Annotated in this window: 11 protein-coding genes; 7 read left to right on the top strand and 4 right to left on the bottom strand. The window is 74.9% G+C overall.

The features are described 5' to 3' along the window. The first annotated feature begins 126 nt into the window (after nucleotides 1-126). The 7 genes from ACODT5_RS11355 to ACODT5_RS11385 all read left to right on the top strand — a co-directional run bounded on the left by ACODT5_RS11355 (nucleotide 127) and on the right by ACODT5_RS11385 (nucleotide 8163). Complete coding sequence (locus ACODT5_RS11355; protein ID WP_422519628.1) at nucleotides 127-948, top strand: RNA polymerase sigma factor; 822 nt, start codon at nucleotides 127-129, stop codon at nucleotides 946-948. Then, nucleotides 945-1844: a hypothetical protein gene (locus tag ACODT5_RS11360; RefSeq protein WP_422519042.1), complete on the top strand. Its 900-nt coding sequence runs from the start codon at nucleotides 945-947 to the stop codon at nucleotides 1842-1844. Before ACODT5_RS11355 ends, ACODT5_RS11360 begins: the two co-directional genes overlap by 4 nt. A gap of 98 nt (nucleotides 1845-1942) precedes the next feature. Then, nucleotides 1943-2884 (top strand): hypothetical protein, encoded by a 942-nt coding sequence (locus ACODT5_RS11365; protein ID WP_422519043.1) that lies wholly within the window; start codon nucleotides 1943-1945, stop codon nucleotides 2882-2884. Between the two features lie 60 nt (nucleotides 2885-2944). Continuing rightward, nucleotides 2945-5122: a bifunctional polysaccharide deacetylase/glycosyltransferase family 2 protein gene (locus ACODT5_RS11370; protein ID WP_422519044.1), complete on the top strand. Its 2178-nt coding sequence runs from the start codon at nucleotides 2945-2947 to the stop codon at nucleotides 5120-5122. Between the two features lie 101 nt (nucleotides 5123-5223). Continuing rightward, a complete protein-coding gene (locus ACODT5_RS11375; RefSeq protein WP_422519045.1) occupies nucleotides 5224-6486 on the top strand; it encodes a VWA domain-containing protein in 1263 nt (420 codons plus the stop codon). Continuing rightward, complete coding sequence (locus ACODT5_RS11380; protein WP_422519046.1) at nucleotides 6486-7268, top strand: hypothetical protein; 783 nt, start codon at nucleotides 6486-6488, stop codon at nucleotides 7266-7268. The genes ACODT5_RS11375 and ACODT5_RS11380 overlap by 1 nt, the downstream gene beginning before the upstream one ends. Nucleotides 7269-7398: 130 nt before the next feature. Then, nucleotides 7399-8163, top strand: a complete 765-nt coding sequence (locus ACODT5_RS11385) for a class I SAM-dependent methyltransferase (RefSeq protein WP_422519047.1) — start codon at nucleotides 7399-7401, stop codon at nucleotides 8161-8163. Nucleotide 8164: 1 nt separating this feature from the next. Here the strand turns inward: ACODT5_RS11385 and ACODT5_RS11390 are convergent, their stop codons facing one another. The 4 genes from ACODT5_RS11390 to ACODT5_RS11405 all read right to left on the bottom strand — a co-directional run bounded on the left by ACODT5_RS11390 (nucleotide 8165) and on the right by ACODT5_RS11405 (nucleotide 16536). Then, nucleotides 8165-11854: an SAV_2336 N-terminal domain-related protein gene (locus ACODT5_RS11390; protein ID WP_422519048.1), complete on the bottom strand. Its 3690-nt coding sequence runs from the start codon at nucleotides 11852-11854 to the stop codon at nucleotides 8165-8167. Beyond that, on the bottom strand, nucleotides 11851-12915 hold the full coding sequence (locus tag ACODT5_RS11395; protein ID WP_422519629.1) for an AAA family ATPase: 1065 nt from the start codon (nucleotides 12913-12915) through the stop codon (nucleotides 11851-11853). The genes ACODT5_RS11390 and ACODT5_RS11395 overlap by 4 nt, the downstream gene beginning before the upstream one ends. Nucleotides 12916-13087: 172 nt before the next feature. Next, complete coding sequence (locus ACODT5_RS11400; protein ID WP_422519049.1) at nucleotides 13088-15286, bottom strand: VMAP-C domain-containing protein; 2199 nt, start codon at nucleotides 15284-15286, stop codon at nucleotides 13088-13090. Then, nucleotides 15283-16536 (bottom strand): hypothetical protein, encoded by a 1254-nt coding sequence (locus tag ACODT5_RS11405; RefSeq protein WP_422519050.1) that lies wholly within the window; start codon nucleotides 16534-16536, stop codon nucleotides 15283-15285. Before ACODT5_RS11405 ends, ACODT5_RS11400 begins: the two co-directional genes overlap by 4 nt. Between the last annotated feature and the right edge of the window lie 191 nt (nucleotides 16537-16727).

A 16727-nucleotide genomic window follows, 5' to 3' on the forward strand; every position in this document is an offset into this window, starting at 1 on the left:
GCAACTGAGCTGCGGGGGCTCCGCGCGACGACGGCCGCGACGACGGCTGGTGCGACGGCCGGTACGGCAGCCGGGCGACGGCCCGGACGTCGGCCGGGGTGAGCCCTCGGGCCCCGGTGGCGCATGATGTCCCGCGTGCACAGTGCGGAGGAGTTCGGCGGAGCCGACAGCGGAGCGGACATACCGGGGACCCGGGGTGCCCCCTGGACCCAGGGCGCCCCGGGAGACATGACGGACGCCGTCCAGGCGGCGCAACAGGGGGACGAGGCGGCCTTCCAGGCGCTGTTCCGCGCGGTGCAGCCCGTACTCCTGCGCTACCTGACCGTCCTGGTCGGCGAGGACGCGGAGGACGTGGCTTCCGAGTCGTGGCTCCAGATATCCCGGGACCTGGGCTCGTTCACCGGGGACTTCGACGGGTTCCGCGGCTGGGTGTCGACGATCGGCCGGAACCGGGCCATGGACCTGCTGCGGCGGCGTCGCCGCAGGCCGGCCGTGAGCGTACCGGTCGAGTACCTCCACGACCGGCCGGCCGCGGAGGACACCGAGGGGGCCGCGCTGACCACGATGGGGACCGGTGCGGCGCTCGCCCTGATCTCCCTCCTGCCCCGCGATCAGGCCGAGGCCGTGCTCCTGCGGGTGGTCATGGACCTGGACGCGGCAGGCGCCGCACGGGTGCTGGGTAAACGGGCCGGGGCCGTACGGATGGCATCGCACCGCGGGCTGCGCAAGCTCGCCAAGCTCCTCGAACAGCAGGGGGCGGAGGGCGCGGGGGGCGCGGAGGTCACGGGGAGCGCCGGAGTCGCCGGAGTCGCCGGAGTCGCCGGAGTCGCCGGAGTCGCGAAGAGCGGGGGCATACCGGGCGAAACGGTTGATCCAGGGCCGTCCGAAAAAACTTCTGCCCCAGGAGTGACACCGACGACGGCTCCGACGCTGAAGGGCACGAAATGAGCACCCACCGATCCCGCCGGATCGACCGCGCCACGGCCGAGCAGTTGCTCGCCGGCGCCCGGTCGCAGGCCTCGGGCACGCCGGGTGCGTCCGATACATCCGAGTTGACGGATTTGCACGGCACCCCGGACCGTCACGAGGCCCTGGCGGACCTGCTCGCCGCCGCCGCCGCTCCGGCGGGGAAGAGCGAACTGTCCGGCGAGCCGGAAGCCCTCGCCATGTTCCGGGCCGCTCGCCTCGCCCCCTCGGCCGCACCCGATTCCGCGGCCGTTCCCGTACCGGCCTCCCCGGGGCGGTCGCTGCTCACCCCGGCGACGCTCCTCGGCGCGAAGGTCGCAGCCGCCGTACTGGCGGCCGCCCTCGGCGGTGTGGCCGTCGCGGCCGGCACCGGCAACCTCCCCACCGTCCTCGGCGGCGCCCCCGCGGACGACCGCCCGACCGCCTCCCCCACGCCCGGCACCCTGGTCGCGGCCGCGCCGTCCCCCTCGGCGTCCGGGCGCTCGTCCGCGGCGGTCCCCGCCGACCTGGCCGAGCTGTGCCGGGCCTTCAGCCGCGCCCCTGGCCCCCGCCCCGAAGAGGTCCTCGACGAGCAGCGGTTCGCCGCGCTGGTCGCCGCTGCGGGGGGCCGGTCCGGTGTTCCGGGCTACTGCGCTCCCGTCCGGAGCGGCGAGCCGGAACCGAGCGCCTCCGCGCCGGCCGCCACACCGACGCGCAACCCGCGGGGCGGCAACCCCACGCATCCCGGCAAGCCCGATCCGAGCCGGCGTCCCGTCACCCCCGGGCCGAGCGCCGGAGAGCACGGGCCCGGCACCCGTCCGCCGGGCTCCCCGAGCACCGTCCCGTCCCCGCCCCGCCGGGACGTCCCGACCGGGCGCCCCCCGGGGGCGAACCCCTGACCCCGGACGGGATCCGGTCCGGCGGAGTGCGGGTCGTCCCCGTGTCCGTACGTACCTCCGCCCGGGTCCCGTCCACCACCTGTAGAGGCTGTCCACCGATGCACCGACCACCGGGTTCCACGGCGGAACCGGAACCGTATCCGCACGCCGCGTACGCGCCCGTGCCCCCTGCCGCGCCCTGGCCGGCGCCCGCGCCGCCCTCCGACCCCGCCACCGCTCCCTGGACCACGCCCTCCTCCGCCCCCGCCGCCGCCTGGCCCGCCCCCGCCGGCGAACCCGCCGCCGCCTGGCCCGCGCACGCCGCCGAAGCCGCCACTCCCTGGCCCTCGCCCGCGACCGCGACCACGCCCTGGCCCGCACCCTCCGTCGAAGCCCCCGCCGCTCCCTGGACCGCGACCTCTACCGAACCGGCCGCCGCTCCCTGGACCGCGCCCTCCTCCGAACCCACCGCTCCCTGGCCCGCCCCCGCCGGCGAACCCCCCGCAGCCTGGCCCGCGGACGCCGCCGAAGCCGCCGCCCCCTGGGCCGCAGCCTCCCCCGAACCCGCTGCTGCTGCGGCGGCGGCCGCCCCCACCCCCGACCCGAGTCCCGTCTTCGTCGACTCCTCGGGCCGGCGGCAGCGCCGCGTACGGCGTCTGGGGTGGCTGCTCGTCGTTCCGGCCGTCGGCTACATCGCCCTCCTGCTGAGCTCCCTCTTCGGCGGGCCCACGCTCTCCTCCCCGCTCCTGCCGCTCCCCCACGTCTCGAAGGCCCCGGACTCCGCACAGACCAAGGCGCCGGGCACATCCCCGACCCCCGGCGCCTCCCCGAAGCGCACCGGCGGCCCCGTGAGCGGCGCCACCCAGGCACCGGCGGCCCCGTCCGCAGCGAGTCCCGGCCGCGGCCCCACTCCGAGGACCACGGCGGACGCCACCTCCACGCCTTCCGCGAACCCGGCCCCCTCCGCCACCACCGGGGCCACCCCGTCCCCCGGCCAGACCAACCGCGGCCGGTCCACGTCCGCGCCCGGCCAGGGCGGCAAACCGACCGCTCACCCGTGACCGGCCCCCACCCCCGCCCCGCCCCGCACCAGCACCAGCACCAGCAGGAAGCACCTCCCCTTGTCGAAGAACCGCCGCCTCCCCCGCGGCCGGCACAGCACCGTGCGCAACGTCCCCCTGCGCACCCACTGGCTGCTGCTGACCACCCTGGTCCTGACCCTCTCGGCGGCCCTGCTGCTCCAGGGCTACGCCACGCACATGTTCGACTCCACCGCCGACGGGGCCCACCGCGATCCGGGTCCGTCGGGCACCGTCCCGGAGCAGATCCGGACGGGCGGCCCGGTGATCGAGGGGTCCGTGGGCCGGACCGCGGCGGTCAAGCCCCGCACCATCGCCCTGACCTTCGACGACGGTCCGGACCCCCGCTGGACCCCGCAGGTCCTGGACGTCCTGCGGCGCAACGACGTCCGCGCCACCTTCTTCACCGTCGGCGCGCAGGTCGCCGCCCACCCCGACCTGGCGCGCCGGATCGTCGAGGAGGGCCACCAGATCGGGGTCCACACCTTCACCCACACCGATCTCGGCGCGGCCTCCCCCTGGCGCCGCTCCCTGGAGCTGCGCGAGAGCCAGCTGGTCATCGCCGGTGCCACCGGAGTCACCACCCCCCTGCTGCGTCCGCCCTACTCCTCGACCAACGCGGCGCTGAACGACAGTGCCTGGGACTCCGTCGTCCAGGCCGGCACCGAGGAGTACCTCACCGTCCTCAGCACCCAGGACAGCGAGGACTGGCGCCGCCCCGGCGTCGACCGGATCGTGGCCAATTCCCTGCCCGAGGGCACCGACGGCCAGATCCTGCTCCTGCACGACGCGGGCGGCGACCGCTCGCAGACCGTCGCCGCCCTCGAACGCCTCGTCCCCCGGCTGAAGGCCGCGGGCTTCCGGCTCACCACCGTCACCGAGGCGACCGGCCTGCCCGCCGCCACGCACGGGGCGGCGACGGTGGACGAGTGGCAGGGCGTCTCCCTCATCTACGCCCTGCGTGCCGGCGACTGGATCCTGAGCGCGCTGTCCTGGCTGCTGTGGGCGGCGGGCGCCATCAGCGTGCTGCGCGCCGTGGCCGTCTTCACCGCGGCACGCCGCCACGTGCGCAAGCGCCGGGTGCCGTGGGGAGCCCCCGTCACCGAACCGGTCAGCATCATCGTCCCCGCCTACAACGAGAGCGCGGGCATCGAAGCGGCCGTCCGGTCCCTGCTGGCCTCGGACCATCCGGTGGAGATCATCGTCGTGGACGACGGGTCCACCGACGGCACCGCCGACATCGTCGAGCGCCTGCGGCTGCCGGGCGTACGCGTCATCCGCCAGCGCAACGCCGGCAAGCCCGCGGCCCTCAACACCGGTATCGCCGCGGCCTCCTGCAACCTGCTCGTCATGGTCGACGGCGACACCGTCTTCGAACCGGACGCCGTCCGCATGATCATCCAGCCGTTCGCCCACCGCCGCGTCGGCGCCGTCTCCGGCAATGCCAAGGTCGTCAACCGCGGTGGACTGCTGGGCCGCTGGCAGCACATCGAGTACGTCGTCGGCTTCAACCTCGACCGCCGTCTCTTCGACCTCGCCGAATGCATGCCCACCGTGCCGGGCGCGGTGGGAGCCTTCCGCCGCGAGGCCCTCCTGCGCGTCGGCGGTGTCAGCGACACCACCCTCGCCGAGGACACCGACCTCACCATGGCCCTGTGCCGTGACGGCTGGCGCGTCGTCTACGAGGAGCGGGCCAAGGCCTGGACCGAGGCCCCGGCCACCCTCGGCGCCCTGTGGAAGCAGCGCTACCGCTGGTGTTACGGGACCCTGCAGGCCATGTGGAAGCACCGCGGCGCCCTCACCCAGCGGGGCCAGGCCGGAAAGCTCGGCCGCCGGGGCCTGCTGTACCTGCTGATGTTCCAGGTGTTGCTGCCGCTGCTCGCCCCCGTGGTCGACGTCACCGCGGTCTTCGGCCTGATCTTCCTCGACCCGCTCCGGATCCTGGGCCTGTGGAGCGCCTTCCTGCTGCTCCAACTCCTGATGGGCCTCTACGCCTTCCGCCTCGACAAGGAACACCCCGGCACGCTGTGGAGCCTGCCGCTCCAGCAGTTCGTCTACCGCCAGTTGATGTACCTGGTCGTCATCCAGTCCGTGTTCACCGCCATCGCGGGATCGCGCCTGCGCTGGCAGCGCATGGAGCGCTACGGAAGCCTCCAGGTCCCCGTCGCCCCGCCGGCGCCCCGCAACCCCGGCCGGCAGGACGCCGACTGGTCGGGGTGAGCGCGGCCGGTCACCGTTGACGTACGGCCGCGCGCTCCCGGACCGGGCCGGGAACAGGTGCTCGGTTTGGCGGGTGCGGGGAATCTCAATACGATCCGGCGATGATCACTAGAAGACGGGTGAGGGCCAGTGCGTACGGCCTGTTCCTCACCCTCGCTGTCGGGTTGTTCCCGTCAGGTGCCGCCGCCGATGAACCGGTGGCGAAGGAAGCTCCCAAGGTCGAGTTGGTGCTGGACGTCAGCGGCTCGATGCGCGCGCGGGACATCGACGGGCAGACCCGGATGTCCGCCGCGAAACAGGCGTTCAACGAGGTACTGGACGCCGTGCCCGACGAAGTACAGCTCGGCATACGGACCCTGGGCGCCAACTACCCCGGCCCCGACAAGAACCTCGGCTGCAAGGACACCAAGCAGCTCTACCCGGTGGGCCCCCTGGACCGCACCGAGGCCAAGACCGCGGTGGCCACGCTGGCCCCCACCGGGTGGACTCCCATCGGACCGGCGCTCCTCGGTGCGGCCGAGGACCTGAAGGGCGGCGACGCCACCCGGCGGATCGTGCTCATCACCGACGGCGAGGACACCTGCGCCCCGCTCGACCCCTGCGAAGTGGCACGGGACATCGCGGCCAAGGGGATCCACCTGGTCATCGACACGCTCGGGCTCGTCCCCGACGCCAAGACCCGCGACCAGCTGATCTGCATCGCCGAAGCCACCGGCGGCACTTACACCTCCGTGCAGCACACCGCCGAACTGTCGGGCAGAGTGCGGCAGTTGGTGGGCCGGGCGGCCACACCGGTGGTCAATCCGGTGGCCACCGAAGGCGCCAAGCAGTGTGCGGGAGCACCGGAGTTGAAGCCCGGCCTCTACAGCGACCGCGAGAGCTTCGCGGAACACCGCTGGTACCGGGTCTCCGTGGCCCCGGGCCAGGAACTGCGGGCCTCGGTCAGCATCGGGGCCGACCGCGCCGTGAACAACGACTACGGCGTGCTGCTGCGCGCCACGACGCAGAGCGGCCGGGAGATCGTACGCGGCCAGGAGGCCGGTGACGGGCGGACCGACCTGATCTCGTCCGGTCTGCGCTATCCCAAGGCCGGGAGCGCCGACGACGAGGAGCCGGCCGAGACCGTGTGTCTCCAGGTCAGCAACTCCTTCTCGGCGCCCGCCTCGGTCAAGACCACCCCGGGCATGCCGGTCGAGCTGACCATCGACGTGGTCGACGGCCCGGACGGGGCGTCCGACGTGGCCTCCTTCGGCCTCGGCCGCGGCTGGTGGCTGCTCGGCGCACTGGCGCTCACCGGCCTGCTCGCCGGACTGGTGTGGGGCTGGGTCTCCCGCTGGCGTATCGCGGTCTGGAGGACCAACTGATGACTGCCCTGAGACGTGACCGAAGCGTGCGGCGCACGCTGACCGCCGCCCTCCTCGTGGGCGGCGGCCTGCTCGGGGTGGCGGCCTCGCCGTCGCCGAGCCCGAGCGGCGCCGGGGCGGGTCCGACCGAGGCCGGCACGGCCTTCCGTACCGCCACCCCGCTCCAGTTGGACCAGGAGGCCACGGCCGACGCGTCCACCGGCGACTACCTCTACTGGGTGCTCCCCCTGGACTCGGGCCAGCGCGCCACCGTGCGCGCCTCGGTCACCCTGCCCGCCGCGACCGGCCGGCACTCCGCCTCCACGTGGCAGCTCGACGTGTACGACGGTCTGCGCCGCCGCCAGCCCTGCATGTACGGCACGCAGACCGGCACGGCCGCCAAGGACGCCGCGACCGTCGACCTGTCCTGCACCCTGCGCCCGGTCCGCTCGGGCGCCGACCAGTGGGCCAACGACCCGCTGCCGGGGGCCTATTACGTCCGGCTCACGGTCACCGACCTCGCGCAGGAGGACCTCGGCCAGCCCGTACGGGCACGCCTGCGGGCCGAGGCCAGGGACGTCGGCGGCGCCTACGCCGCCGACAACGCCCTGGCCGCGCCGCTCGTCCCCGGTGCCGGCACGGCGTCCGGCGTCGCACCGGCCGACGGCTGGTCGGGCACCTGGTGGTCGGACCGCTGGCTCTGGACGGCGGCCGGCGGCCTGCTCGCCGCCCTCGCGGGCATCGGCGGCTACCGCCTGACCCGCGGCGCGGGCCGCCCGGGACGGGTACCGCCCACCGCCTGATCCCGGCCCGGGTGCGGGGCCGGCGGGCCCCGCACCCGGGAATGCGTGCAGTATCCACACACCGGAGCCGTTGCTTCCCCCCGAGATCCGCCGAGATGATGCGCCACACACGCACACCGGGGGGATGCACATGGACAGCGGTGAAACACGGGCCGATCAGTACGACGACGAGTCGGAGGACTACGTCGCCTACTGGCAGGGGCGCGACTACGAGCACGCGGCGGAGATAGCCGCGGTCAAACGGCTGATCGGCGGCCGCCGTTACGGGCTCGCCTGCGAAGTGGGCGGCGGTTTCGGCCGGTTGAGCCCGGTCCTCAAGGAGTACGCGGACCGGGTCATGATGTTCGACCCGAGCGCCAAGCACGTGGCCATCGCCGGACGGCTGCTGGCCGACCAGCCCGGGATCACCGCGCACCACATGCTCCCCGGCCACCTCACGGTGGACGACGGCTCGGCCGATCTCGTCTCGATGATCCGCGTCATGCACCACCTGCCCTACCCCGGCCCCACGCTGCGCGAGATCGCGCGCGTACTGAAGCCCGGCGGGCGCGCCCTGATCGAGGTGGCCAACTCCGCGCACATGCTGAACAAGCTGCGCTACGCGAAGCGGCTGCGCGGTGTCCCGCGCAGCCCCGTGGACATCCGCTCCGCCGAGAAGGTGGCCGAGGGCAGCATCCCCTTCGTCAACCACCATCCCGACACCGTCGTGCGGCAGTTCGCGGACGCCGGACTGCGGGTCGAGGACAAGCTGTCGGTGTCCAACATGCGCAGCGGCCGGCTCAAGCGCAGCGTCGGCGAGGACCGCCTGCTGGCGGTCGAGCAGCGCATCCAGAGCCCGCTGGCCGCCCTCAACTTCGGTCCCAGCCTGTTCTTCCTGCTCCGGCGGAGCGGGTAGCTCAGGGCCCCGACACGTCGGAACCTCCGGGGGCGCCGCCCAGCGTGAACGTCGCGGCGCCCGACGGCGGCAGGAGCGGCCGCCACGCCTCGGGGAGCCCCGAGGGGTCGGCGAAGGCCGTGTCCATGAACTCCGCGTGATCCGCGAAGTCGGTCGCGGCGAAGGTCACCCGGTCCGCGAAGGACGCGCCTTTGAAGAACGCCGGTCCGGCGAAGGTGGCGTGGTCGAAGGAGGCCCGGCCCTCGAAGCGGGCCTGGTCGAACACCGCGCCGGAGCCCCACACGGTGGACGCGAAGACGGCGGGGCCCTGGAAGGTGGTCCGCTGCCAGGTGCTGTGGCCGTGGAAGACCGTGTGCGCGAGGTCCGTGACTCCCCGCACGCGCATCCGGTCCATCAGCGCCCTGTCCCACACCTCGGCCTCGGCCAGGTCGAGACCCTGGGCGAACACGGCCTCCGTGAATCCGGCGTTGCCGTTGAAGTCGGCTTTGAAGAAACGTGCTTCGCGGTCGAACACGGCCGCGTCGAAGGTCGCGCCGCGCCGGAAATCGGTCCGCCCGAAGGATGCGCCCCCCTTGAAGCGGACCGTGTCGAACCCCGCCCGGCCTTCGAAGACCGCCAGGTCGAAGGAGGCCCCGCCCTCGAACTCGCCTCCGGGCACGGCCCAGTCACCGGTGAAGCGCGCCCGGTCGAAGAGCACGCGCCCCGCCCTCACCTGTCCCGTCCCCGGCTCCCGCAGAGCGAACAGCAGCTGGCCGAGCAGCCCGTCGCTGAAGGCCGTACCCCGCAGGTCCACGTCCGAGCCCGGTCGGAGCGCATTGAGGTACTCGGCCCGTTCCACCGCCGCCACGTGGGCGAGACAGCGCAGGCGGCCCGGCAGACGGATGCCGATGCACCCGCCCGGAACCGCCTGCGTGCCGCCGTACCCGCAGCTCGGCCAGCCGACGGCCGGCACGTCGATCCCCAGCTCGGCATCGATCAGTGCCCTCCCCACCTCGGCGGCGGGGTCGGACCAGTTCCACCTGCGCGGCTCCGTCCCCGTGTTCGCCAGTGCTGCGACCCCGAGGTTCTCCAGCCCGGGGACACCGCGCATCGATTCGCCCCTCACGATGACGACCGTCGCCGGCTCCCGGGAACCGTCCGGCCTCGCTGCAAGTACCAGGCGGCCGACCAGCGCCCCGGCCTCGTCCGCCGCCGGCCCACGCAGATCGGGCGTGAACCGCCCTCTGGCCAGACCCACCACCAAGGAGATCTCCCATTCGCCCGAACCCGCCCGTAGCGCCTCGAGTGCCGGGGGGAGTGCGGCCAGCAGCCTGCCGGCCTTTCCGAGGGAGCCTGGATCCTCCAGGGGGACGAACAGGACCCCGTCTCCCTTGGAGTACACCGAGCCGGCCCCGCCTGCGCCCGTCTGTGCACGCAGAAGGATTTGGGTCACTTCCTCCGTCGCCGACCGGTCGGTCGGCCCCTCCTCCACCTGGATCCGTACCGCCAGGCAGACACCCGAGCGTTCGTTCCCGGTGCCGGCGTGCGCCGCCACCACCGCACGGAATCCGGGCTGCTCCAGCAGAGCCTGCCCGGTGAGGAACACCATCCGCTCCGGCAACACCGAGTGCACGATGCCCACCAGCCGTCCGTCCCGGGAGACCGGGGCGCCCGCGTAGTGGGTCCAGGCCTCCGGCTCGGCGGAGAGCCGGACGAGCTCCCCGTTGCGCTCCCCCTCGTACGGGAGGACCTCGGCGGCCAGCGCCACCGCCTCGCCCTGATCGGTCGCGCCGTCCACGACGAGGCGCTCCCCCGGGGCCGCGAACCCCTCCGCCCAGGCCGGCTCCGTCCAGACCGCCGGGTCGACGAGGTCCACGTCGGAAACGAGCAGCAGCACCTGGGGCGCCGCCCCGTCCCCCCAGGCGTGGTAGCAGAGGAACTCCTGCTCCTCGACCCGGACCCAGGCGGTGGGGCTCGACCGCTGGGTCTGCGCCGCCTCGCCGACCGTAAGGACCAGCCGGGGCGACAACAGCACGCCCACCGCCTGCGGCTCCCGCGGGGACTCGAAGCGGACCCGCACCACCCGGTCGGCCAGTCCCGACACCGGCCCGGCGGCCAGGGCGAACGGCATGGCGTCCGGCGCCAGTTCGCGGTGCCCCCCGCCCCGGGGCCCGCGGCGGATCGCCGTGAAGTCCCGGCCGGTGCCGCGCTTGTGGGACATGTACTCCCACACCCGTCGCCGCACCAGCTCCCGTACGGCGGCCACGTCACCGCGCAGCTGCGACCCGAGCAGGGCCTCCCGTACGCCCGGCAGGAACTCGAACTGAGCGCTGTCGGCGTCCTGTTCGCCGTCCCAGGGGGCGAGCAGCCCGCCCAGGGCCACTTCCGCGAGGTGGCCGTGCTCGGACTCGCTCAGCAGGGAGCGGCGTACGAGGGTCATCACGGGCAGGGTGAGCGGTACGGCGGCCAGGTGGTCGGCGAGGCGCTGGGCCGTCGGCGAGGCGCTCGCGCGGAAGCGCTCCACCGCCTCCAGGGGGTCCGGGAAGAGCTTCGGAGCCCCCTGTGTCCCGTACGGGCCCCCGCGCGCGGGTTCCGCGTCGAGGCGCAGGCACGCGAGCCGCCGCCAGCGGCCGTCGCCGGACACCACCCGCACCAGGCGGGCCAGGCTCCCGGAGGCGATGCCGACCACCGGGATCACCGCCCCGCCCCCGCGGGCCCGCCGGGCGATCGGGACCCGCTGCCAGGAGCGGGTGGCCGCCGCCGGCCGGTCCGCGCGCACGGCGAAGGGGGCCGGCTGGACCGCCCCGCGCGTCCAGAGCCGCTCGGGCAGGACGTTCAGTACGGCCACCGCGTTGTGCGCCGACCACTGCCGGAGCACTCCGCGCAGGGGCGCTTCGCGCCAGCCGCCGGCGACCGTGTCGGAGAGCACCAGGATCAGCCGCCGGCCCGCCGGGTCGACCAGCTCCAGGGGGTTGCGGGGCGGGCTGTCGCGGTGGTGCGCGACCCTGGGGACGCCGCCGGGGCCGGTGCCCGTGAGCCGCCAGGTCCGCACGTCGCGGAAGACCCCGCTGCGGGTGAGGAGCCCGCGCACCTCCTCCACCAGGTCGGACCAGAGCAGCATCGAGTGGTGGGAGTCGACGACCAGGGCCACGTCCAGCCAGCGGCTCTCGGCGGGGCGCAGGACCGGGGTGAGCACCATCCGCTCGATGCTGCGCTCGACGGTGAGCTGTTCGTCCAGTTCCTCCCCCGGGCCTCCGATGCCGCGGCGGCCGATCGGGCGCAGGGCGCGCATCAGCGCGAGCGGGTCGTCGAGGGAGGCGGCGCGCGGCAGCCGCACGGCGGTGCCCCGGCGCGCCGCGGGCGGGACGGGCGCCGCGGGCGGTGCGGGCGCGCCGCCGGGGCCGCCTCCCGCGGCCCGGTCCTCGGGGGCCTCGGGCGCGGGGGCTGCGGTGGGTGCGGTCGCGTTCGCGGTGAAGTACTGGACTCCCGGTTCGACGGCGCCGCCGCGCGCCTTGGCGGGCAACTCCGGTGCGTCGGAGGACGTTTCGGGTCCGGTCGCCGGGGGCGCCCCGGGAGGCTCCGGGCGGAGGGCGGCCGCGTCGACCCGGGTCGCGAGCCACAGGATGTCGGCGATCTCCTCCGCTCCGACCCCGGGGCGCGGGCCGTTGTCCTCGGCGCCCTCGGCCAGGGCGGCGAGGAGCCTCTCGATCACGCGGAGGGTCCGGTGAGGTGGTGCATGACGGTGGCGAGGAAGCGTTCGCGGTCGCCGGGGGCGGACCAGGCGCCGGCCAGGCGGAGCTGGATGGCGTTGAGGAGCTGGTCGGTGGCGAGGTCGCCGTCCTCGGCGCGTTCCAGGAAGCTCTGGACGAGATCGCGGTACTCGTCGCTGTTCTCGATGTCGACGCCGAGCCGGCCGCGCACGATGCGGGCGAGCTTGTCGGGCCCCGGCGGGTCCAGGTGGAGCCGGACGCAGCGGCGCAGGAAGGCGGGCGGGAAATCGCGTTCGCCGTTGCTGGTGAGGACGACGATGGGGAAGTACCGGCACTGGACGCGGCCTTGGGAGATCCGGACGACCTCCTCCGTGTCGTCGTCGGTGCCGATGGCGACGGTGGGGGCCTCCTTGACGAGCCGGGCGAGTTCGGGAATGACGAAGCCGCCGTCCTCGAAGACGGTGAGGAGGTCCCCGGGGAGGTCGATGTCGCTCTTGTCGATCTCGTCCACGAGCAGGACGCGGGGGCGGTCCTGGGGCAGGAGGGCCGTGCCGAGGGGGCCGAGGCGCAGGTAGCGGGCGATGGACGGTCCGCCGTCCGCCGGAGCGGGAACCGGCCCGCGGGCCGCGGGCGGCACGGCGCCGGGTGTGCGCATCTGCTCCAGCCCCGCCTCCTGGAGCCGGCCGATCGCGTCGTACAGGTACAGGCCGTCGCGCAGCACGGTGCGGCTGGTGACCGGCCAGTGCAGTACCGGCCCCAGGCCGAGGTCGGCCGCGATGCTGGAGGCGAGCGTGGACTTGCCGACGCCCGGCTTGCCGGTGATCAGCAGGGGCCGGCGCAGGTGAAGGGCCGTGTTGACCACGTCCTTCTCCAACTCGTCGGGTACGTAGCCCTCGCCGCGCCGCCAGGTGCGCTCCCAGGCGGGTCCCTCGCGGCCCGGGGGCGTGTACCCCGGGTCGGGGACGCCTTTGAAATCGCGCCAGGGCGGTGGCGGTCCGGCCTCCAGCCTGGCCCGGCGCTCGGCGGCCTCGCCGGTCCCTTGGTACAGCCACCAGTCCTTCACCACAGCCTCTGCCTCCATCGTCGGTGTCGCGGGCCGTCGCCGCGAGCGGTCATCGGGATCGGTGCGGATGCGAAGTCGGGAGCGGGCCCGGGGCCCGGGTCCAGGTCCGGGGCCGGGGCCGGGGTCGGGGCCGGAGAGGGGATCAGGGTCGGCGGCGGCATCGGGAGCGGGTTCAAGCCAGGGACCGGAGGGTGAGGGTGTCGTCGGGATCGTCCCACAGGAGGACCAACCGGTCTCCCCCCGGCGGCTGTCGGCGGTCGGCGCCGGGGGCGCCCGCGTCCGCGACGGCCGCCGCCCGGCGCACCGCGCGCACGCGGGCGGGCAGCGCGAGGACGTCGAGTGCGCCGGGGTCCGGCGGCCGCCCGTCCTCACCGGCCGGCACCAGCAGATCGAGCAGGCCGTACGCGGCCCCGCCCGGACCGGCACCCCGGGTATCCCCGGATTCCGCGGTGCTCCCCGCCCGGCCCGTCCCGGCGTACGCGAAGCCGCCCGGAGCCGCCTGCGCCGCCCCGGCCCGGTCCGTGCCCGTCGGAGCGGGACCGCGGTGCCAGAGGGCCACCGGGACGCCGCCCTCCAGTACCGCCTCCACCACCGCCGCCGTCCGCGCCCCGGCCCGGGTGTGCGCCACCACGCACGCGGGCGCCGGGCCCGCTCCCAGTTCCATGCCGAGCCCGTCGTCCGCGTCCGCGTCGGCCACCACCCGGACCGCCTCCGGGTGACGGCCGCCCTGGGCCCACAGCCAGCGCCATTTGCCGCGCCATTCGGCGCCGGTGTACTCGCGCTCCTGCGGGCAGCGCACCACCACCTGGTAGAGCACCCCCAGGGGCCGGGTCCGCCTGCCCGGGCCGCGCGGGACCGGCCACTGGTCGAAGTCCAGGTCGAGCAGCTCGTACGGCACGTGGAACTCGATCCGCTCCACCGCGCCGGAGAGCCGCCACGCCTCCGCCTCCTCGGCTCCCCCCACGCGCGAGGCCGCCACGAGTTGCCGTACGAGTGCGTCCCGTACCGCCTCCAGCCGCACCGGCTCGCCCTCCGATTCCCAGATGTGCTCGGTCGCCTCCCGGCGCAGCCACATCCGGGCGAGGAACCCGTCCTCCCCGCCCGGCGGTGTCTCCAGCCGCACGTGCAGGTCCGTCCTGCGCGCGGGCGGGGGCGGCGGCGGCAGCGCGGGCAGGGCGAGGCGTTCGCGGGTGGCGCGCACCCAGTCGCACAGCCGGGCCGCCCACCGCTCGTCGCCCGGCGCGCCCTGTTCTCCGAGGAACCGTACGAAGGGCACCGGGAGCGGCATCCCGCCCGGCCCGCCGTGGCGTTCGTCGAGGTCCTGCACCACTTCCAGCAGGGTGTCCCCGGGCAGGCCGCCCCGGACGGGGGCCGCGCAGCCGGCCGCCTTGAACGCCCACAGGTACGCCTCGTAGGCGCAGCGCGGCAGGTCGCGGTCCTCGAAGAGCTCGCCGAGCCCGTCCCAGGCGACCTGGTCGAGGCGGCCCGCGCCCGGCGGCGCCGGCCCGGGGCGCCCGTCGTCGGGGAAGCCGAGGAAGGAGGAGGCGTCCCAGTCGCGGTCCACGACGAACTGCGGGAGCTGCCAGCCCTCCCCGCGGTCGCGCAGGCCCAGGAAGGTGCGGTGGATGGAGCGGGCGGTGTCGGCGAGACCGGAAACGGCCTCGCGCAACGGGCGTTCGCCGAGTTCGGCGAGGAGCTCCTCGGTGAAGCGGCCCGCGCCGCGCTCGGCGTCGTTCTTCGCGGCCTCGCCCTCGCGGGAGGCGTACAGCCGGAACTGGCGCCGCCCCGGGACCGTCGCACCGCCGCCGTAGTCGCTGCTGCCGAAGTTCCACCGGGCGTCGCGGGGCGCGTCGACCCGACAGGCGTCCACCAGGGTGGCCTGGTACCGGAAGAGCTCGCGCTTGACGAGGTTGGTGCGCCACCAGCGCAGCGCGGAGTCGAGGTTGAGGTGGCGGATCTGGCCGGGCGTGGCGTCCGAGGAAGGCAGCATCAGTTCACCGCGGCGCGGTTCCGTGTATCCGTGTCCGGCCCAGAAGATCACGAGCAGATCTCCGTCGCACGCCGGGAGTTCGTCGAACAGCACCGATTTCACGTTCGCCTCGGTCGCCGGACGGTGCGCGGTGCGCAGGGCCTCCAGACCGTCGGAGGCCGACCATTCGAGCGAGTCCGGGTCGTCGAGCGGAGACAGCAACAGCCGTACGTGTCCCGGCGGCACCCCTCCCGGTCCGGTCAGCCAGCGGGCGAACCGCAGGGCGTCGCGGGCCGGGCCGCGCAGGTTCCAGTGGCGGCTGACGTCGTAGCTCTCGACCCCGGCGACGAGCGCGAAGGTGCGCGGCCCGAGGTCGTGGGGCAGGGAGTCGAGGGAGTTCACCCGATCTCCGCTTCGGCCACCGCCTGTTCGATGCGTGCGTAGAGGGAGTCCTGTTTCCAGTAGGCGCTGTGGCAGGCCGGGAAGGGCTGGCGGCTGCCGATCTCCTGGTCGCTGACGCGCGGGTCGCCGGGGAAGACGGGCTCGGCGAGGTAGGAGAGCACGTCCTGGCGGTCGTAGACGTTGAGCCAGCGCGGGAAGGCGTACGGGAGCCTGCTGCCCGGCACGATCCCGGCGAGCGCGCCGAGTTCGTAGAGGAAGGGTGCCTGCGAGCCGACGGTGACGAGCAGTTGGACTCCGGGCACCGGCTCGCCGCGGGCGGCCGCCAGGGCGAGGAGGTCCACCAGGGCGATGCCGCCGAGGCTGTGGCCGATGAGTACGGTCGGCCCCGGCTCGGCGGTGATCCGCTCGTGCAGGAACGCGCGGAGGTCCGCGCCCCGGGCCTGGTAGCGCAGGATGTCGCCGAGGGCGGGGGTGGCCCCGACGGTGAGGGAGCCGCGCCAGGCGTTGAGCAGCGGCTGGGTGGTGACGCGCAGGGCGAGCCTGCCGAGGACGGCGGCGGCCCGGGCGCCGGGGACCCGGGCGTCGCCGCCGAGGCGGGTGGTGATCAGCTCGACGAGGCGGTCGCGTTCGGCTCCGGTGCAGTCGGCTTCGGCTCCGGCCGAGGCGAGTGCGGCCGCGGTCACCGCGCGGGCCAGGGCCTTGGCCAGTTCCCGGGCCTGCGGCTGGCCGGTGGCGCGGGCCCCGGCGCGGGCGGCCTCGGCGGAACGGGAGACGGTCTTCAGGGCGGCGGGGAATCCGGCGGCGAGGCCGGTCCCGAGCAGTAACGCGGCCTGTTCGCCGCCGTCGGGGACCCCGGAGACCTCGGCGAGCAGCTCCAGGACGCGTTCGCCCGCGGACTGGACGCCCGGCATGGCGAAGGCGTCGTCATCGAGATCGCCGTCGGGGTCGCCGCCGGCTCCGGTGTCCCAGCCGGCTTCCGCCAGCACCCGCAGCTCGCAGAGGGGGTCGGCGACCAGCAGCCCCCACTCGGCGATCTCCTCGTCGTCCGGGCCGACGGCAGCGCCGGGAGCGCTCAGTCCGGGCACGGAACGGCCCTGGGCACTCAGGGTGGCCCCGTACCGCTCCCCCCAGAAGCAGGAGTCGACGGTCGCCCTGGGGAACCGGGCGGTCAGCCGGTCCCGGACCAGGGCGAAGAGCTGGTCGTGCCGCTCGCGCCGCACCCCCGTGCCGTGCACAAACAGAAATCGCATCGCGGCTCCGCCCCCTCGCACAGTCGTCCCCGCTCGGCACGATAGCGCCGCGCGGCGAACGGGGCCCTCGGAACGCCGAGTTCACGGACCCCGGACACCGGCGGGACCACACCCGCCCGACGGCCGGCCACCCCCGGCCACACTCGGCCGCCTCTCCGCCGCGCGTCCGGCCCACCAGGCACCTCCCCGCC

This window comes from Streptomyces tatrensis, from assembly GCF_049310065.1.
GTDB lineage: Bacteria > Actinomycetota > Actinomycetes > Streptomycetales > Streptomycetaceae > Streptomyces.